At 45.2% G+C, this 19,517-nt stretch carries 16 protein-coding genes and 1 pseudogene; 8 read left to right on the forward strand and 9 right to left on the reverse strand.

Features of this window, described 5'->3' with window-relative positions:
- Positions 1–2 precede the first annotated feature (2 nt).
- Both ACT7WV_RS01065 and ACT7WV_RS01070 read right to left on the reverse strand, forming a co-directional pair.
- Positions 3–371 carry a DUF5615 family PIN-like protein gene (locus ACT7WV_RS01065; protein WP_445101112.1) on the reverse strand — a complete coding sequence of 123 codons (369 nt, stop codon included), beginning with the start codon at positions 369–371 and terminating at the stop codon, positions 3–5.
- Positions 368–595 (reverse strand): DUF433 domain-containing protein, encoded by a 228-nt coding sequence (locus tag ACT7WV_RS01070; protein ID WP_445101113.1) that lies wholly within the window; start codon positions 593–595, stop codon positions 368–370. The genes ACT7WV_RS01065 and ACT7WV_RS01070 overlap by 4 nt, the downstream gene beginning before the upstream one ends.
- A gap of 134 nt (positions 596–729) precedes the next feature.
- Here ACT7WV_RS01070 and ACT7WV_RS01080 point away from each other — a divergent pair.
- A pseudogene (locus ACT7WV_RS01080) lies at positions 730–3,585 on the forward strand (CHAT domain-containing tetratricopeptide repeat protein).
- A 223-nt stretch (positions 3,586–3,808) separates the two neighbouring features.
- Positions 3,809–4,579, forward strand: coding sequence for a hypothetical protein (locus ACT7WV_RS01085; RefSeq protein WP_445105548.1), 771 nt, complete (start codon positions 3,809–3,811; stop codon positions 4,577–4,579).
- A 19-nt stretch (positions 4,580–4,598) separates the two neighbouring features.
- On the opposite strand, the gene tftA is transcribed toward ACT7WV_RS01085, so the two are convergent.
- On the reverse strand, positions 4,599–5,954 hold the full coding sequence (gene tftA / locus ACT7WV_RS01090) for a hormogonium tapered terminus morphoprotein TftA (RefSeq protein WP_445101116.1): 1,356 nt from the start codon (positions 5,952–5,954) through the stop codon (positions 4,599–4,601).
- Positions 5,955–6,143: 189 nt separating this feature from the next.
- Between tftA and dnaG the strand changes: the two genes are divergently transcribed.
- Entirely contained in the window at positions 6,144–8,087 is a 1,944-nt protein-coding gene (gene dnaG / locus ACT7WV_RS01095) for a DNA primase (RefSeq protein ID WP_445101117.1), read from the forward strand.
- A 72-nt stretch (positions 8,088–8,159) separates the two neighbouring features.
- Here dnaG and ACT7WV_RS01100 read toward each other — a convergent pair whose 3' ends face one another.
- Positions 8,160–8,696, reverse strand: coding sequence for a pentapeptide repeat-containing protein (locus ACT7WV_RS01100; RefSeq protein ID WP_445101118.1), 537 nt, complete (start codon positions 8,694–8,696; stop codon positions 8,160–8,162).
- 162 nt (positions 8,697–8,858) lie between these two features.
- On the opposite strand from ACT7WV_RS01100, the gene ACT7WV_RS01105 reads away from it, so the two are divergent.
- Positions 8,859–9,389: a YraN family protein gene (locus tag ACT7WV_RS01105; RefSeq protein ID WP_445101119.1), complete on the forward strand. Its 531-nt coding sequence runs from the start codon at positions 8,859–8,861 to the stop codon at positions 9,387–9,389.
- A gap of 138 nt (positions 9,390–9,527) precedes the next feature.
- Here ACT7WV_RS01105 and ACT7WV_RS01110 read toward each other — a convergent pair whose 3' ends face one another.
- Positions 9,528–9,917, reverse strand: coding sequence for a hypothetical protein (locus tag ACT7WV_RS01110; protein ID WP_445101120.1), 390 nt, complete (start codon positions 9,915–9,917; stop codon positions 9,528–9,530).
- Between the two features lie 156 nt (positions 9,918–10,073).
- On the opposite strand from ACT7WV_RS01110, the gene queA reads away from it, so the two are divergent.
- Together queA and ACT7WV_RS01120 are read left to right on the forward strand one after the other, a co-directional pair.
- A complete protein-coding gene (gene queA / locus ACT7WV_RS01115) occupies positions 10,074–11,315 on the forward strand; it encodes a tRNA preQ1(34) S-adenosylmethionine ribosyltransferase-isomerase QueA (RefSeq protein WP_445101121.1) in 1,242 nt (413 codons plus the stop codon).
- A gap of 89 nt (positions 11,316–11,404) precedes the next feature.
- Positions 11,405–12,730, forward strand: a complete 1,326-nt coding sequence (locus ACT7WV_RS01120) for a tetratricopeptide repeat protein (protein WP_445101122.1) — start codon at positions 11,405–11,407, stop codon at positions 12,728–12,730.
- Here ACT7WV_RS01120 and ACT7WV_RS01125 read toward each other — a convergent pair.
- A complete protein-coding gene (locus ACT7WV_RS01125; RefSeq protein WP_445101123.1) occupies positions 12,719–13,414 on the reverse strand; it encodes a potassium channel family protein in 696 nt (231 codons plus the stop codon). The two genes, ACT7WV_RS01120 and ACT7WV_RS01125, sit on opposite strands and share 12 nt — an antisense overlap.
- Before the next feature lie 115 nt (positions 13,415–13,529).
- Positions 13,530–14,864 (reverse strand): TrkH family potassium uptake protein, encoded by a 1,335-nt coding sequence (locus tag ACT7WV_RS01130; RefSeq protein ID WP_445101124.1) that lies wholly within the window; start codon positions 14,862–14,864, stop codon positions 13,530–13,532.
- Between the two features lie 196 nt (positions 14,865–15,060).
- On the opposite strand from ACT7WV_RS01130, the gene ACT7WV_RS01135 reads away from it, so the two are divergent.
- The gene (locus tag ACT7WV_RS01135) at positions 15,061–15,915 is read left to right on the forward strand and encodes a methyltransferase domain-containing protein (RefSeq protein WP_445101125.1); all 855 of its coding nucleotides are present in this window, start codon (positions 15,061–15,063) and stop codon (positions 15,913–15,915) included.
- Between the two features lie 146 nt (positions 15,916–16,061).
- Here the strand turns inward: ACT7WV_RS01135 and ACT7WV_RS01140 are convergent, their stop codons facing one another.
- Together ACT7WV_RS01140 and ACT7WV_RS01145 are read right to left on the reverse strand one after the other, a co-directional pair.
- Positions 16,062–16,838, reverse strand: coding sequence for a WecB/TagA/CpsF family glycosyltransferase (locus ACT7WV_RS01140; RefSeq protein ID WP_445101126.1), 777 nt, complete (start codon positions 16,836–16,838; stop codon positions 16,062–16,064).
- 679 nt (positions 16,839–17,517) lie between these two features.
- Positions 17,518–18,168 carry a hypothetical protein gene (locus ACT7WV_RS01145; RefSeq protein WP_445101127.1) on the reverse strand — a complete coding sequence of 217 codons (651 nt, stop codon included), beginning with the start codon at positions 18,166–18,168 and terminating at the stop codon, positions 17,518–17,520.
- A 93-nt stretch (positions 18,169–18,261) separates the two neighbouring features.
- Here ACT7WV_RS01145 and ACT7WV_RS01150 point away from each other — a divergent pair, with 93 nt between their 5' ends.
- Entirely contained in the window at positions 18,262–19,482 is a 1,221-nt protein-coding gene (locus ACT7WV_RS01150) for an urease accessory protein UreH domain-containing protein (protein WP_445101128.1), read from the forward strand.
- Positions 19,483–19,517: the final 35 nt, after the last annotated feature.

The raw sequence follows: 19,517 nt of genomic DNA on the forward strand, positions 1-19,517 counted from the left end.
AGCTACTCTCGTATCCGAATCCTATTCACTTCCACAATGAATAACTTACCTTGATACTGCTCTACATCACTGTGATTGACCAAATAATCTATCAGCCTTTGCATCAGTAGAGGAATAATTTCAGGATGGTTCCGAAGTTGGATAGAAATAATGCCTCGGTAATTGGCAGGAGGATAGGTGACAATATCAGCAAAATCTCCATTCAGTGAAACTAAAATTGCCCCTAATTCTTGTGCTTTGGCAATAACAACTTGATCAGGAGATTCAATTGGAATATAGTCTTTTAAAACCAACACCTCATGACCACTATCTTGCAAGCTTTGTCCAATAGAAGCTGGGACACATTGATCCAGGAAAAATTTTAAGCTCACGATGCCACTGTCTCAAAGCTTGCCAAATCACGAGCATAGTCTAGACAGGCTGCAATCTGCTCTCTTTGTAAGTCTGGGAACTCTTGAATAATTTGGTCGTAAGTGTTGTCTGCTGCTAAGTAGCCCAAAATGAGACTAACAGGAATCCGGGTTCCTTTAATTCTCGGCTTGCCTCGCAAAACATCGGAACTGCTGACAATGTGTTCGCGCCAGTTGACGGGCATGAATGATTCTGAAGTGAATTGGACATCCTATTTAAAGGATAAGACAATCTGTCTGCGTAATTTCAACTGAAATCGGTGAAGAAAATAATAGGTAATCAGAATTAGAGTAGACGCGAGAGAAGCTAGTTGCAGCTATGAACCAAATCATTGAATTTTCCTCAATTCAAAGGAAATTACTTTTCGGGTTGAGTCGTTCTAGTCTGAGTTTATTGATTAGCCTTCTCTTCTTACCTGTGGGGGGAAGGTATGCTTTGTCCTTACCTGGTAGCGTAATTGCCCAGACACAACAACCAACAGCAACTGAGCAAGAGGCAACTAGTGCGGCTGCACAGCGATTATTTGCAGAGGGATTGCAACTATATCAGCAGGGTACAGCAGAATCTCTAGGGCAAGCAATTGTTAAATGGGAAGAGGCACTTCCACTTCTTCAAAGAGTAGGGTAGAAAAAAGGGGAAGCCGTTACCCTCAGTAATATCGGTCGTGTGTACGACGCATTAGGAGAAAAGCAAAAAGCCTTAGATTACTTAAACCAATCCTTACCTTTGAGTCGGGCAACTGGGTACAAGGAATGGGAAGCCGTTACCCTCAATAATATCGGTCGTGTGTACTCAGATTTAGGTCAAAAGCAAAAAGCCTTAGATTACTACAATCAGTCCTTACCCTTAAGTCAGTCGGTGGAGGACAAGGCAGAGGAAGCCACTACCCTCAATAATATCGGTGCTGTGTACGACGCTTTAGGTCAAAAGCAGAAAGCCTTAGAGTACTACAACCAATCTTTACCCTTAAGTCAGGCGGTGGAGGACAAGGCAGGGGAAGCCACTACCCTCAATAATATCGGTCTTGTGTACTCCGCTTTAGGAGAAAGGCAAAAAGCTTTAGATTACTTCAACCAATCCTTACCTTTGACTCAGGCAACTGGGGACAAGGCAGGAGAAGCCATTACCCTCAATAATATCGGTCTTGTGTACTTGGCTTTAGGAGAAAAGCAAAAAGCCTTAGATTACTTAAACCAATCCCTACCTTTGACTCAGGCGGTGGGGAAAAAGGCACAGGAAGCCGCTACCCTCAATAATATCGGTGGTGTGTACTTAGATTTAGGTCAAAAGCAAAAAGCCTTAGAGTACTTCAACCAATCCTTACCTTTGAGACGGGCAACTGGGGACAAGGCAGGAGAAGCCACTACCCTCAATAATATCGGTGCTGTGTACTCCGCTTTAGGAGAAAAGCAAACAGCCTTAGATTACTTCAACCAATCCTTACCTTTGAGTCGGGCAACTGGGGACAAGGCAGGGGAAGCCGTTACCCTCAGTAACATTGCTCGGATTGAACGCACCCAAGGCAACCTCAACGAAGCCTTAACTCAAATTAAAACAGCCATCAATATTATCGAAGAACTCCGCAGCAAAATTGGTAGCCAAGAACTCCGCGCCTCCTACTTCGCCCAAAACCAAGATTACTACCAGTTCTACATCGACCTACTGATGGAACTGCACCAGCAAAACTCAAATAAAGGGTACGATGCCCAAGCCCTCCACGCCTCAGAAAGGGCTCGTGCTCGCAGTCTGGTTGAACTCCTCGCCGAAGCTAATGCCGACATCCGCCAAGGAGTAGACCCAGAATTACTAGAAAAAGAAAGCAATATCCAACAAAAACTTAACGCCCAAGAATACCAAAGACACCAATTAGTCAGCAACGGTCAATATACCAACAAACAACTCGACCCAATTAAACAAGAAATTAACACCCTCCTCGACCAACTCCAACAAATTAAAGCCGAAATTCGTATTAAAAGCCCTGGTTATGCTGCCCTAAAATATCCCGAACCCCTCACCCTGCCAGAAATTCAACAACAAGTTCTTGATGAAGAAACTCTACTATTACAATATTCCCTAGGTGAAGAACGCAGCTTTCTTTGGGCAGTAACTCAGACAGGTATTAATAGTTACGAACTACCCCCACAAGCTGAAATTGAAGCCGCAGCTAAAGAATTGAGGGGACTTCTGCAATCAGAAAATAGCGAGGTGATTAATTCTGAAGCAGCCAAAAAATTAAGCCAGATGCTGTTAGCACCTGTAGCGGAACAATTAAATGGGCAAAGATTGTTGGTGGTGGGTGATGGTATTTTGCAGACGATTCCTTTTGCCGTGTTGCCAATACCTGGTAAGACCTCTCCACTATTAGTTAACCACGAAATTGTCACCTTACCTTCAGCAACTGCGATCGCAGTTTCCCGCCGTGACTTGAAAAACCGTACTCCCGCACCTAAAACTCTAGCAGTACTCGCCGACCCAGTTTTTCAGCAAAATGACCCCCGTTTCCAGGAAGATTATACCCAGTCCCCGCTAGCCAAATCTCCATCTTCAACCTCAGACAAAGTAAGACAATTCGCTGTAGAAATAGGTGTTACCCTAAACCGCCTTGAGTACAGTAGCCAAGAAGCAAAAACCATTCTCGCCCTAGTACCAGAAAATCAGCAAACCCAGGCCCTGGGATTTGATGCTTCTCGCCTCACAGCCACCAGTTCAGATTTATCTCAATATCAAATTGTCCACCTTGCCACCCACGGATTACTCAATACAGAAAAGCCAGAATTATCGGGTTTAGTACTCTCTTTATTCAACCAAGAAGGCAAAGAAGAAGACGGCTTTTTGCGTCTTCATGATATTTACAACCTAAATTTACCTGCCGAATTAGTTGTCCTCAGCGCCTGCGAAACTGGATTAGGTCAAGAGGTGAAAGGAGAAGGATTGGTCGGCTTGACGAGAGGCTTTATGTATGCAGGTGCTAAGGGAGTTGCTGTTAGTTTGTGGAGTGTTAATGATGCCGGGACAGCTATATTTATGGAGAAATATTACCAGAAAATGCTGCAAGAAGGACTAACTTCTGTGGCGGCAATGAGGGCTGCACAGTTGGAAATGTGGCAAACTGAGCAGTGGAGTTCTCCTTATTATTGGTCGGCTTTTGTCGTGCAGGGAGAGTGGAGAGAATAAGTAATAAGCATGCCCTTGAGTGGAGCGAAGGGTAATAAGCATGCAATGAGCGAATGTGCAACTTACAAAACTGTCATAACCATCTGCTGAAATACAGTTTCCTCAAAACTGACTACAGCTAGGTGCAATGTGGAACTCAGGAAACTATCACATCTCTGGGGAAAGTTAGCTTAATTGCTGAGCACGATTAAGGTAAAAGATAAGACGCCTGGAGGATAGTTATATTTTGTTTAACTTCATTGGATTGAGTACTGGATTAGGAATTTTGACGTTACTGACGTTTGGCTTGCTGCAATGGTTGCATATCAGTGCTGGTCATTTCCTGGATTGGGTGATTGGTGTTGCTAGTTTTTGGTGGCTGTTGACGATAGTAACGGTGCCGTGGAATATTCATTGGGAAGCAAGAGAAGTGTTAGCTGAGGCGTCGATATCAGCTGAGCAAGAAATTGCTGTTGATGGTAAAAAAATCGACTATGTAAAAGGTTTAGCTAGGTGGTCATTGGTGGTAGCAATTGCTCTTCATCTCTTGTCGGCTGCTGGTCTTTATACCCTCTCGGCGACAGGTATTACTGCTGTGGGTTATGTTAGCTCTGGTGCTGCTTTATTATTAACTGGTCTGCGGCCCGCAATGCGGCTTTATCAGTATCTAGCAGCACGATTGGCAATGATTCGTCGAGAGTTTAAATATCCCCGCGAAGATGTCAAAGAATTACGCGAGCGCTTTGATTCCCTAGAAAATATTGTTAAACAGATCGAGGAAAAATTAGATCCTGAAGAACCATACTCTTGGGTAGCTACCTATCAGCGTTATTGGCAAGAGACTCAAAAAGAATTGGCTCATGTTGGCGCATCATTGGAAGAATTTCGTGCTACTAATGATACTGAACATAAAAGACTTTCCCGCGAATCGCAACAAGCGATCGCTCAATTGACAACAGACAGCCAATTCCTCGACCATGTCCGCGAAATAATTCGGTTTTTCAAAGCTGCTTAGCGACTAGCTAGCAGTAACATTAAAGTAAGTTAGCTGACTCATATAAACGCCTAATTACAGCTAAAACTCTAGTGCCATATTGTAAGTCAGCACTCCAGCGTCCGCTCAACTGGTCTACCAAGGGAGCAATGCCGCGAGTAACGAAACGAAACCGGGGAGCTACCACTTCTAGCACCAAAGGCTCTAGGCTAGCGTAACCTTTTAGTAGCTGGATCTGAGATCGAACACCAATTCTGGCACTGGGGAATGATGCTGCATCTGGACTACCGGCGACATCTCCCAAACCACCAAAGTTATTTTGACTGGGTCTCAGGCTACTATCAAAGCGTAAAAAGTTAGTTTCCACCATCGCTTGGCAGAAAGCAACATCGTAGTTAACCCCCTCAATTGCCGCCTCTTCCCGATAAAGTTTGGGCAAGTCAGGAAATTGTGCCAAGGCATTTTCGTTATTGGCCTTAAGGAACATCATCAACTGCACTTCAGAGGTATTACCGTGCCCCATAATCCGGTCAAGATAACCGGGGCAAATTTGCAAAATAGAGCGCAAAATTACGGTACGAGTGGAGGCATCCCAGCCCACAGAAATGTTGAAGTCTCGTAGTTCAATAGCCTTAACGTAGACGACACCCCGGTATTGCACCCGGCGCACGTTAGGAGCATTAGTCAGATCAACACCTAGCCGATCCGCCAAATCAACTGGAATGTAGGCATTGCCATTGATAATGATGCCCTGCTCTCCATAATTCTGATTATTGATGCGGATGTTGATCGAGGCATAAGTCGTATCCGAGCCATTTGTTTGACCATTGCCGGAGGAACCACGACTCCAGGCGGCAAGTCCATCAGCGATACCCAAAGCTAGATCACGGCGTCGATTCTGGATTAAAAACCGCTCTTCTGGATTGGTTAAATACCCAACCTCAATCTGTAGTGAGGGTAAGATTGTATCGCGAGCGAAGCTGAGACTACCAAAGCCTGTGGCGGTGTCCGGTTTTGCTCCTTGGTTGGGCAGTTGAGGCAAGCGTCGTAGGAGAGCCAAAAGTACCAGTTCGGCGTCTTTCTTGCGCTCAGCATTGGTGGCAATGTAGAAGACACTAGCTCCTCTCACGTTGGGATTAGCGGAGGCTCCAGCATGAATTTCCACTGCTACATCGCCAGCACGAGCACGGGCATTAATCCAATTAATTGTCTCCCTAGAACTCAGTTCATCAGGGACTGAGAGTACCTCAAACCCACGGGATCTTAGCTCTGGCACCACTAAATCACGTAACAAAATCATTTCCTGGGCTTCAGTCGTGCCACCAGCAATCGCCCCTGGATCGCGACTGCCTTGCTCAATACCACCGTGACCCGCTGAAATAAAAATTCGTCCCATCTTTTGCTATTTCCCTCAGCGCTCCAATTAGCACTCGCTCTCACTCATCCAGGATAAGGACTTAGTTATATTAAGACTAGCCCCTTGCTGTTGTATCCTCTAGCCTTCTTAATCTGTAGGTAGAGACAGCTAAAGAAATAGCTTAAATTAAAATAACTGACACAACTATTTAATATAGCCTGTACTGACGTGGAAATACCTCGCCTGCATCCCGAGACAATTGAAGAGGTTAAGCAAAGGGCTGACATTTTTGATGTCATCTCACAAAAAGTTGTCCTACGCAAGCGCGGCAAAGAATACGTGGGTTTGTGCCCTTTCCATGAGGAAAAAACACCCAGCTTCAGTGTGAATCCTAGCAAGCAGATGTACTACTGTTTTGGCTGCGGTGCTGGTGGGAATGCCATTAATTTCCTCATGGAGGTAGGCAAGCAATCTTTCAGTGATGTTGTACTAGATCTGGCGCGTCGTTACCAAGTTTCGGTGAAAACCCTAGAGCCGGAAGCACGACAACAATTACAGCGTCAGTTGTCCCTCAGAGAGCAACTATATGAAATTCTGGCGTTAGCAAGCTCTTTCTATCAGCATACTCTGCGGCAACCACAAGGCCAGCTAGCTTTAGAGTACTTGCAATCCCAACGGCGTCTAACTGAAGAAACAATCCAGCAATTCCAGTTGGGGTATGCGCCAGCAGGCTGGGATACTCTATACAGATACCTGGTGGAACAGAAGGGCAAACCGGTGCAGCAGGTAGAGCAAGCCGGATTGATTAAACCTCGCAAATCGGGCAGTGGCTATTATGATAGATTTCGCGATCGCTTAATAATTCCCATCCAGGATTTAAAGGGACGGGTGATTGGCTTTGGCGGTAGAACTCTCGCTCAAGAGGAGCCAAAATACCTCAACTCGCCAGAAACTCAGCTATTTGATAAAGGGAAAACTCTCTTTGCTCTCGATAAAGCCCATCATGCCATTACGGAGCAAGATCAGGCCGTTGTCGTAGAAGGATATTTTGATGTAATTGCCCTCCATGCTGCTGGGATTACTAATGTTGTTGCTTCCCTAGGGACGGCGCTTAGCCTAGATCAGGTACGGCAGTTAATACGCTATACCGAATCCAAACAGATTGTTCTCAACTTCGATGCTGATGCTGCGGGGACTAAGGCTGCGCAACGAGCAATTGGGGAAATCGCTGATTTGGCTTATAAAGGACAAATCCAACTACGAGTTCTTAACTTGGCAGATGGCAAAGATGCTGATGAATTTCTCAAAGAACACGCCGATGCAGTAGCAAAGTATCGACAACAACTATTGGCTGCACCCTTGTGGCTTAATTGGCAAATTGAGCAATTGCTAATTGGTAAAGACCTCAAACAAGCAGATCAATTTCAGCAAGTTGCAGAGCAAATGCTGGAGTTACTCAGAAAGCTAGAGAACTCTACACCCAGCCCCCACTATATTAATTACTGCGCGCAACTGCTTAGTCAAGGAGATTCTCGACTGACATCGTTGCATGTCAAAAACTTACTGGCTCAACTCAAAAAACCCAAATCGCGCTCACGAAAAAAAGAGATTCAGCGCTCACACCTCCCCTTTCTTGCGGCCTCTAAACATAGCCTTCTCGAAGAAGCCGAAGCTTTACTCTTGAGAATTTATCTCCACTACCCAGAATACCGACCGACAATCGTCGCCAGCTTAGAAACACGAGATTTGATTTTTAGCCTCTCACACCACCGCTTTTTGTGGCAACAAATTCTCAAAATTCAAGTACTAAAAGCAGATCTACTATTTAAGAAGGCACCTGATCAATTAATCTCATTATTGCAAGACCGCCGTGTCAAATTTCCTCAACAGATGGCTCAGGTTGCTCACCTATTTCATCTTGATGAGAAGCATTCTGAAGATCTGATTCGCACTCCTCTAGTTATCCGAGCAGCGGTAGCTTGTTTAGAACAAATAGCTTGTGAAAAGCGTCGGCGTTATTGTCTAGAGCAATGGCTCAAGCTAGAGCCATCAACTGATGGACAACGCAAGCAATACTACTGTCAGCAACTCTTAGAGACAGACAGCCGACTTAAAGAGTTAGAGCAAATGCGCCAGGTATCTTTCTCTGATGTGATTGAAACAGCGCAATAACCTTGCTGCCAAAAAACAAGCTTCCAGTAGTCATGTTTAATGAAGTAACTGGGCCATCAATTAAACTGGGAATTAAGGGCAAAATAATGTGTCGCGGGTGGCGCGCCCAGTAGTCGGATTAACGCCACTGGCAACTTCACATAGTTTTTTTTGCACGCTATCACGCAGCATAACATCTGTAAAATCTGCACCTTCGATGATGGCACCATCAAATCTGGCATTGGAGGCAAACGCTCCTTCCAACACAGCATTTTTTAAGTTAGCGCGGCTTAAACGAGCTGAATCTAAGGTAGCGTAGGTCAGATTTGCTCCTTCCATGTTGGATGATTCCAAATTAGCGCTAAAGAAGCTGATACCTTGCAGATCAGCATTGCTAAAATTACTACGACGCAGATTAGCTAGAGTAAAGCTCGCATCAGTCAACACACGATCAGAGAAATCGGCATCAGCCAAATCCTCTTTGTTGTAATTCGTCGCGAAGGCAGGTTGTGCATCTAGGTAAGCTATTCCCCCAGGAATTAACCCCCAAATCCAGGCACCAATAGCCAACAGCAGAATCAAATTGCCTAGAATTTTGGGAATACGCAGGCTTTGCCGATAATTTGTCATCTTTTGAGTCACCGAAGAATCCATTTTTGCAGAAAAGCAGAGATACTACAATTACCTCAACTCCCTGGATTAGATATTATCAGCCAGGAACAATCAGAATACAGGTTTAGGAAGATTATCGGGTTGAAATCAGCACCAACCGCTAACCACCTTTTGAGATCTATGCCAGCAAATTTTTGGGCAAACCAAACGTCTAACGTTGGTGAACTAGGAGAGCAACTAGTGGCTCAATGGTTACATCAACAAAACTGGTTAATCTTACATCAACGATGGCGTTGTCGTTGGGGAGAGATAGACCTGATTATCCAACAAGACCCAGCCAAACTCAAGGCAAAAGATCAATTGCAACCACTCTTAGCCTTTGTCGAAGTCAAAACGCGCAGCCGGGGAAACTGGGATGCTGATGGTTTGTGGGCAATTACCCCCAAAAAGCAAGCTAAACTCTGGCGGACTGCTGAGCTATTTTTAGGCGAATACCCAGAAAAACAAAATCTTCCCTGTCGCTTCGACGTTGCCCTTGTTAGCTGCTTGCGCCTCTCCCAGACTTGCCACCGCCAGAAAAATGATCTGCTTCTTCCCTTGACGGTTGAGAGCGGAGCTAGACAAATAAGCCCTGTAGAGTTTGGTCAACCAGTCTCGGTGGCAGGATACCGTCTCCTCTTACAAGATTACATCCCTGCCGCTTTTGATTGAGCAAGATTTGCTAAACACCAGATCCCATAAAAGCGCAGATGATACCTATCAAATTGATCATCTGCGGAGAGAGAACATCACTAGAAAACTAGAAGTGAAACTCAGAAAAATTACCTACCTAAGCCTACTGAAAGCTACCTAAGCTAAAGTTTCCGGACAGTACCCTAAACCCATGGTGAACTGCTGGCGAAAAGCTTCAATATCACTCTTATCGGGATTGCCGTGAGAAACCACAGCAACTTGGTAACGACGCATGACATCTATCGGGGATTGCCCTGTCTCTAGGCTCCATAGCGCCATTTGCAGACGAATTTCTGGGTCGTAAGGAATGCCCAATTCACCCATGTAGGCGCGAAAGTCTCCATGTTGGTGAGGAGTTAGAGGTTGTTTCATCTTAACCTTGATGACCCAACCATCAATCTGATGAATCACCGTCATAAATTGAAGAGGTAGCTGAGGCATTGAGTGCAGATACTCAACTACTCGTAGGGTAAGGCTAGCATTAGCCAGAAAATAGAGGTAATCCATAAGGGTTCTCGGCTTGGAGTAGACAGCATTTCTATCTACCCTTTATTATTCCAGTGGGGATCACGTATTGGTAGGGGAAAAGCACGCGATATTAGGTAGGGGATATTACCCAACTTAGCAACTAGATGAGTCATGCCTTCTCAGTAAAATAACGCAGTGAAGGGAATTCAAAAAAACTTTAATCCCATGAATGCCAAATCTCAAAAGACTGATGCCCCGATTGAAGAAGTGACGGCTCCAGGGGCGGTGACAGCCGCTGAGGTGGGGGTTACCGAAAATTCAAACACAGATCAATTGCTCTCTAGCTATGACTATAAAATACGCCAGGAGCTAATTGCTCAAACACCGCTGAGCAGAAGAGATACTTCACGACTGCTGGTAGTAAATTCGCCTAGTGACCACTTTCACGGCATATTCAGTGATTTACCCCGGTTACTGCACCCTACTGACCTGCTGGTGTTGAATAATACTCGTGTGATCCCAGCTCGACTTTATGGTCGTAAATCGACTGGAGCACCTGTAGAAGTATTGCTGCTGGAGGAGCAACCAGATAATTGTTGGTTAGCTCTGGTTAAACCGGGTAGGCGTCTTAAAGCAGGTGCCAAAATTGTCTTTGAAGCATCTAGGCATCGAGAACTACCCATAGCTAACCCACCCGTAGGTAGGGAAATTCCCCCACTCCCCCCTCTAAGTGCCACAGTTCTGGCAAGGGATGAGGCTACTAGTGGACGCATCTTGCAGTTCGATGTGCCAGAGGGACACTCTTGGGAGGCAATGCTGGCGCATCATGGTCAAATTCCCCTACCACCCTACATTACAAACTCTCAAGCTACGCCAGAACAGTATCAGACCATTTACGCTAACGCCCCAGGAGCAATTGCTGCTCCCACCGCTGGGCTACATTTCACAGACGAGCTACTAGAACAGTGTGCGGCCGCTGGTATTGAGCAGGCTTTTGTTACGCTACACGTCGGTGTTGGTACGTTTCGACCAGTGGAGGTAGAGGATATTACCCATCACCAAATGCATGAGGAGTGGCTAGAGGTTCCTGCATCAACTGTAGAAAAGATTCGGGAAACCAAAAAGGCAGGGGGCCGAGTGATTGCCGTAGGGACAACAGCGGTACGAGCCTTAGAAGGAGCTGCGGCTACTGGGGAATTGCAAGCCTATTGTGGTAAGACGGACTTATTCATCTATCCTGGCTACCAGTGGCGGGTGGTGGAGGGATTAATCACCAATTTCCACTTGCCTCGTTCTAGTTTATTGATGTTAGTCAGCGCCTTGATTGGCAGAGAGCGCTTGCTGGATTTGTATCAAATAGCGATCGCTGATGATTATCGCTTTTATTCGTTTGGTGATGCCATGCTGATTTTGCCTGAAGCTACAATGGTGGGATGATATATGGATATTTGTCCTCTAATAGCTGCAAATTTGCCTGAAAATCAGATAATTGAAGGCTAATAGCCACAGCTAAAAGTGTTCTACCTATGCCCAAAAACTACAAGCAAGTACCTCTGATTGCCACTATTGTTCTCAGTCTAGGTTTGAGCGGTATTGGTGAGGCCCATGCTGGAGAAATTTCTCAGCATGGGCGAAGTAAGCAGTTGGTAGAAGGTCTCTATACAGGAAATTTGGATGCTGCTATTTACTTCCAACAGGGAGTAGAACGGTATAAGCGTGGTAACTATCTAGAAGCAGAGCGTGCTTTACGTAAAGCACTTCAGTTTGACTCAGGAATAGCGATGGCGCGTTATTTGCTAGGGAATGCCCTCTTGGAGCAAGGTAAGCCAGAGTTAGCCACTGAACAATATCGACTCGCTCTTCGTCTTGAACCTAATCTCGCCGAGGCTCATTACAACTTAGGCTTGGCTCAATATCAACAAGGCAATGTTGTGGGGGCAATTACTGAGTATCAACAAGCACTCTCTCTTAATCCCAATTTGGTTCAAGCTCGTTATAATCTAGCCTTAGCTTTTGAAGAACAAGGTAGTGCAGAAGATGCCATCTCTGAATATGCAGAAGTAATTCGCCTCAACCCCAATTCAACAGCAGCTCAGTACAATTTGGCACTCCTATTAGTAGAGAGAGACCAAACGGGACCAGCAATTACCAGATTTCGAGAAGCAGTTCGCAATAACCCTGATTTGATTGAAGGTCATTACTATTTGGGGCTATTGCTATTTCAACAAGGTGAGCTAGAAGCAGCCGCAAGCTCTTTGAGAAAGGCGACAAAACTAGAGCCAAAGTTTGCTCAGGCTCAGTATCAGCTAGGTCTAGTTTTTTCTGAGCAAGGTGATTACCCCTCAGCCGCAGCTCGCTTAAAGTGGGTGACGGAACTTCAACCCAATAATGTAGATGCTTATCGACAATTGGGGGTAGCACTGATCCAAACTGGTCAGTACCAGGAAGCTGTATCCGCACTGCAATCAGCGTTACGGCTTAATGCTAACGATGCCTTGACCTATTACAATTTGGGAGTAGCGCTGCAGCAGAGCGGAGAGTATGAGGCCGCAATCTCCCAGTATCAGGAAGCAATTCTGCGTAACCCCAATCTCCCAGAAGCTTTTTATAGCCTTGGTGTTGCGCTGGAACTTTCGGGACGGCGTGACGAGGCGCTATCCTTTCTGAGCAAAGCGAGGAACTTATTTGCTAGGGAAGGTGATTTAGCCAAGATAGATGAGATTGACGAGTACGTTCAGCAACTGAAGGAAACGCCGCCTGATAGCTTAGTTTTGCCTAGTCAAATGCCAGCCGTAGAGCCGGAAAGACCGAGAGGAACTAATCCCAAACCGCAAATACCCTTAAACCGGTAAGCGATCAATGTCTCTGTTTGAGCCAATCACAACCATCGCTAAACCTTTAAATAGGCGTCTGTTGGGGTCGGGGTTAATCTCAAACTTATCATTTTGACCGACGGCTACTATATTTAACCCGTAGCGAGATCGCATTTCCAGTTCCATGATGGTTTTGCCATGGAATTCTTCTGGTACTAATACTTCTACAATGCTGTGGTCAGAATCTATATCAAATCGGTCGAGGATTGAGGGTTTGGTAAGCGATCGCGCTAAGGCACAACCAGCTTCCTGTTCTGGAAAAACCACATGATCTGCTCCCACGCGCTTTAACAACTTACCGTGGACTTCCGAGGAGGCTTTGGCAACCACATGAGGTACTCCTGCCTCTTTCAAATTTAGTGTGGTAATAATACTTTCTTGTAAATAGTTACCAATAGCAATAATTACTGTATCAAATTCAAAAATACCTGCTTCTTTGAGGGCTAACGGGTCAGTTGAGTTGAGCTCTACTGCGTGGGAAACAATATGGTCGGTCAAGGATCGAGAAACTAGCTTTTCGTCAATATCTGTTCCCAAAACTTCATATCCTAAGTTATGCAAAGATGAGCAAACAGCACGACCAAAACGCCCTAAGCCGATCACGGCAAATTGTTGTTCTTGTTGACGGATACTTCTAAATAACCCTAATGATGATAAGTTCACCCTTTTTCCTTATGTTTATCTAGGTTGGACTGATTAACGGTTTGGAAAATAAACCGCCTCCAAAAAATAAATTTTTCTTAATTTCAAGGTTACCAAGGAATAGCATTGAGCATGACTATCCTACCAGTAAGTCTTCTTCTGGGTAGTGAACTGCACTGGGACGGGAATCTCCTAGTAGAGAAGCCATCAGCAACCAAACGCCGACCCGTCCGATGTACATAGTCACAATTAAAATTATTTTGGAAAAGGCGGCAACATCTGCCGTAATGCCAGTAGAAAGTCCTACTGTTGCAAAGGCAGAGACTACTTCAAACAAAAGTCTAATGAAGTCTAATTGGGGGTCGCTGAGAGAGATTAAAATCGTAGCGGCAATCACCGTTGCCACGGAAGCAACTAAGACACCTACTGCTTTCAAAATGAGATTAATCGGTACTTGGCGCTGATAAAGATGAACGTTCTCTTTGCCTTCTAGCGTTGCCTTTGTCGAACTAACCAAAACTCGCAAAGTTGTGGTTTTCATGCCACCCCCAGTACCTCCCGGACTAGCTCCGATAAACATTAAAGCGATAGTAATAAATAAACCTGCTGTAGTCATTTTACCGAAGTCAACAGTGTTAAAACCCGCTGTTCTAGTTGTGACAGACTGAAACCACGCTCCTAGTAATTGCTCGAAGAAGTTAAGTTTTCCAAAAGTTTCAGGATTGGTTCTTTCCACAAAAAAGAAAGCCAGAGTCCCCAAGATTAAAAGCACTAGAGTCGTGCTAGTAACTACTTTAAAATTAAGAGAAAAAACCTGCCGACGTGGTTTCCTCAAAAAGCGATCGCGTATCCCAAGATAAGTCTCGTAAATTACCTGTTGGCCGATACCACCGCAGATAATTAAGCCAGTGATTGTCAGATTTAAAAGCAGAGATGTTCTATAGCCGGCTAATCCATCGCTAAACAGGCTAAATCCGGCATTATTCCAAGCACTAATACTATGAAAAACCGAAACCCATAGCCCCTGTTCCCAGCCATAATCTGGGACAAATACTGGTAAAAGTAAAAAAATTCCCGTGATTTCAAAAATTATAGCGGTGGCAATGATGGAGCGAATCATTGAGGCACTATCTTGTAAACCTCGTCGATCAAGTGCTTGTTGAATTGCGACTTTATGTCTTAAGTTAAATTTACGCCTGACCAAGAGAAGCATAAAGGTCGTGGTGGTCATATAACCTAACCCCCCAACTTGGAAGAGAGCCAGCACAAAAAACTGACCTAAACCGGAAAAATAAGTACCGGTATCAACCACAGCTAAACCAGTAACGCAAACAGCGGAAGTCGCTGTAAATAGCGCCACAATCGGGTCATTCCACGTACCGTTGCTTGTAGAGAAAGGCAACATCAGTAAGATGGTGCCTATGGTAATCAGGGCAAGAAATCCAAGGCAAATTGTTCGCGAGATGGTCATGGATTGGTTTAAACAGGGATCTCATTGAGAATATCAAGAACTAGGGTTCAGCTATTTACTAAGACGACAATCACTCGTTGTTAGGAGATGAATTTCCTTGTTGAAGGTAGTCGCCCATCTCGATCACACTGCCCCTTTCTAAGTTGTAGTATCCTCTGCTAGGCTGATTCCGGTCTAGCCAGAAGCGTGGTAATCGATGACATCAAATACTCTTAAGAGCCAAATTAGACAATTTTACGATGCCTCTTCCGGTTTGTGGGAAAAAGTTTGGGGCGAGCACATGCACCACGGCTACTACGGCCCCAGCGGTAGAGAGAAAAAAGGGCGGCGTCAAGCACAAATTGACTTGATTGAAGAACTACTCAACTGGGGTGAAGTGAAACAAGCCTCGCAAATCCTTGATGTTGGTTGTGGTATTGGTGGCAGTTCTCTTTACCTGGCCGAGAAGTTTAGTGCTCAGGCTACGGGCATTACTCTCAGTCCAGTGCAAGCATCGAGAGCTAGTGCAAGAGCTCAGGAAGCTGGTTTAGTAGATAAGGTGTCTTTCCAGGTTGCTGATGCCTTGGATATGCCCTTTACCGACGATAGTTTTGATTTTGTTTGGTCTATGGAAAGTGGTGAACATATGCCAGACAAGGAGAAATTTCTCCAAGAGTGCTACCGGGTACTCAAACCAGGGGGAATTTTTCTGATGGCAACTTGGTGTCACCGTCCGCCAATGCCAGCAACCGGACCACTAACAGCCGATGAGCAGCAGCATCTAGGGGAAATCTACCGAGTTTACTGTTTACCTTACGTTATTTCACTGCCAGAGTATGAAGGGATGGCACGTAATTTGGGCTTTGAAAATCTGCGCACGGCAGACTGGTCTGATGCGGTTGAACCCTTTTGGGATATTGTAATTGATTCGGCTTTGGAGCCTGCGGCAATTGTGGATTTGCTCCAAAGTGGCTGGACTACAGTCGAAGCTGCTCTTTCCTTGGGATTGATGAGCCGGGGTTATCGTCGGGGGCTGGTTCGTTATGGCTTACTCTGTGGGATTAAGGGTTGAGCGACGACTCTAACTGAAAATTCTCAATAGGAAACATCGCTGCGCGCCCCTAGTTAATGGAAAATGGTTAATTGAGACTATCAGCTGGATAATGATTTGCACAGTTCAAATTTCTATTTTCCATTTTCCATTTTCTCTCTGCATTGTCAGTGATGAGTCTCTCCTGCAATTGTTGAACCTTCAGATAGATTACCGATAGCATAGGTCAGCACTAGACCAATAAAGATGCAGTTGCCGATGATATAGCGCCTCCAGAGTCTACGGGGTTCTACCGTGAGCCGCCAAAGCCACTCCATACTATGCTGACGCACCCATAGCGGCGCACGGGGAATACGTTCAGACAAAAAATCGAACAGCCCTCCTACTCCCATACAGGTAATACCTGGCAGTTGGCTAGCATATTGGTGGATCCAAAATTCTTGGCGAGGTACGCCCATCCCCACCAGTAATATATGAGGTTGAGCCGCTCGGATCGAGTCTAGCACTTGCGGAGTTTCTTCTTGAGAAAAATAGCCGTCCTGAGTTCCGGCAATTACTAAGCCAGGATATTTTTCAGTCAATTTTATTGCTGCTTCTTCTGCTATGCCCGGTTTAGCTCCTAGGAGATATAAAGATAGATTTTTAGCAGCTCCTGCTTTGCACAGAGCCGGTACTAAGTCAGTACCGTTGAGGTTATGGACTAAGGGTGTACCTAGCAAGGCGCTGCCCCAGCGTACTCCAGCTCCATCTGCTAACAACAAATCTTTTTCTTGCAGCACCTTAGCTAATACCTGATTGTTGCTAGCTGTAACCATGGTGTGGGCATTTCCGTAGTAGATACGACCACCTTTTCTTGCTAGTAACCGCACCATTAAAGCTTCGACAGCTTCTTTTGGGGACATGCGATCAAAACTAGCATTGAGAAACTTAACAGTATCGGTCACTATTAAAACCCTTTTCTAAAATTAACTTTGTTCGTTTTCAGACCAATAGCGGCAGCATTACGAACGAGAATAGATTGCTAAAGATTTTCTCTCCAGCAGAGCTAGCAAGTTATTAAAGCAGCAAGCTTTCTAATGCTAAAACTATCCTGGATTTACCAGAATTCACAGGATAAAGCTTACTACTGACTGCCGTCTTTCAAGAATTTGTAGATGCCAGATATAAGCGGTTTTTAGAGACACAGAACATTTACGCTCTGGGTTACGTATTGATTATTGTATTTTCTCAAAAGAAAAACTCCAATTATTAATAAAACTTTGCAAGTTACTGACAAAAGACGGTGGATTTGTAAACTCTAATCTTAGAAGTTTTTTGAGAGATTATTGGGGTAAACTGTTGCTTTTTTGCAAAAAATGCAGCAAACGAGCTTATGGAGTTAATCAACTAGCGATTCACAGCTTTAATAAATAATAAACACAGCTAGCTCCAGTAATTAAACAAAATCAACAGCTATAGCAGCTCTAAATAATTCTTGATAAAAATTAACCACAAATGGAACAGAAAAAACAGGCAATGCAGTTCTGACAATTCATTTAGGCTTGCTATAGCTCTGCTGTTTAGGGGACGGAGATTTACTGGCCTATCTCCTGTTTGGGGAACAAATAAACTAAAACTGAATCATTATGGTTTATTTTTTGAATTTGTCTTAACCCCTGCAAACCAAAAACCCCCAATCCCAATAATTACTCCTAAAAACATTACAGGTATCAGCCAAGGGACTGCTGAAGACTGAGGCGATGGCGCTGTATCATCGAAGGATGCCGTTTCTTGGTTAGGTTGTGCTTCTACTTCAGAGTTTTTACTGCTAGGACTGGCTGTGGGTGAAGTTTTACCTGCACTGACGTTGACAGTGTACTTTAGCTGAAACGGCTGGAAGTTAGCACCAGATTTGGGAGTCCCACTTAACTCCAGTTCGTAAGCTCCTGCTTGAGGAAAAACAAGATCAGCTCCCGGAATTCCCTGATACTCCTCTGCTGAGATCATCTTTAGGGGTGGTTGAAGTAGAGGTGAGTCACCCGGTGCTGAGGGTTGCTGATAAACTGCCAATTGGCAATTGCATTGTTCGAGAGGAATAACTTTACCTCCAGTACGAGTCAGGGCAAACCAAGCTCTAGCAGGCTCCCCAGCGCGAGGATTGTGACTGGGTTCAATGTGGAAGGTAGCACCAACATTGGCATCAATCTTGACATTATGAGCAGCGGCTGGACTAATCAGCCCAGCTAGCCAGATGATTCCGCCAACAATTTTACTGGTGCTGGATAGATAAGACATATTTGGATGAACTCGAACAAAGAACACTCTTGTTAAAAGTTTCCCAAACCCTAGACAAAATAGAGAAAGCTGTTGTGAATTCCTTGAAAAACCGTGTTAGATTTGCTGCTTGTTATCGCTCTGGGGTTCTTAGGAAGTTTCGGTCACTGTGTAGGGATGTGTGGCCCTCTGACAGTAGCCTTCTCCTTGTCCATGCAGCAAGAAACTACTCAGAGGTGGCCAGCTCAACTGGCCTTTCATGGACTACTCAACCTAGGAAGAATTATCAGTTATGCTCTGGTGGGTGCTGCTCTTGGGGGAGTCGGCTCAGTATTAATTTCTAGTGGCCAGTTGGCAGGAATTGGTAGTGGACTGCGTCAGGGTATAGCAACTTTAACAGGGTTAATGCTGATTTGGTTTGGATGTGTGCAAATTAAACCTGATTGGCTGCCCCGTCTGCCAATACTGCACCCCATCCAGGGAAGTTGGCACCAGCGTTTGAGTACGGCAATGAGCAAGCTTTCCTACCAAGCTCACTGGTGGACACCACTTTTATTGGGAGGAGTTTGGGGTTTTATGCCCTGCGGCTTCCTGTACGCTGCTCAAATTAAGGCTACAGCAACTGGCAATCTTTGGCTGGGGGCGGCTACGATGCTGGCTTTTGGGTTAGGGACAATGCCAATGATGCTAGGTGTCGGCGTGTCTGTATCTCGACTTGGCGCAGACAGGCGCAGCCAGTTGTTTCGCATGGGGGGCTGGATTACTATCACCATTGGTATTTTAACCCTGTTGCGTACAGATGCCATGGTTGACTATACGGGACACAGCGCGCTGCTATTACTGATGCTGGCGTTAGTAGCTCGTCCCCTCAGTGGTTTATGGGCGGCACCACTACGTTACCGTCGAGCTTTGGGCGTGGGGGCATTTGTGCTAGCGATCGCTCACACTGGTCATATGCTCGACCACTCCTTAAACTGGAATCTTGGGGCGATATCTTTCCTGTTACCGCAGCATCAACTGGGCATCATTACCGGCACTTTGGCCTTGCTGTTAATGACTCCAGCTGCTTGCACTAGCTTTGACCGCTTGCAGAAAACCTTGGGCAAGCATTGGCGACAAATTCATCTTTTAAGTTTGCCCGCTTTACTGCTGGCTGCCCTTCATGCTGTAGCAATCGGTTCTCATTACTTCGGTGAATTAGCAGATACTAGGGCTAATCAAGTTCGAGCCGCAGCTTTAGGAGTGATCACCCTCGGTGTATTGTTGTTACGCTGGCACTCTTTTTGGTCACTTTTATCTCTAGATAAGTTATACGTTGACCCTCACAATCGATAATTGTTGCTTAGCGTGTTCCTGGTTAATTGAGAAAA

The sequence above is a fragment of the Symploca atlantica LB2515 genome (assembly GCF_052546295.1).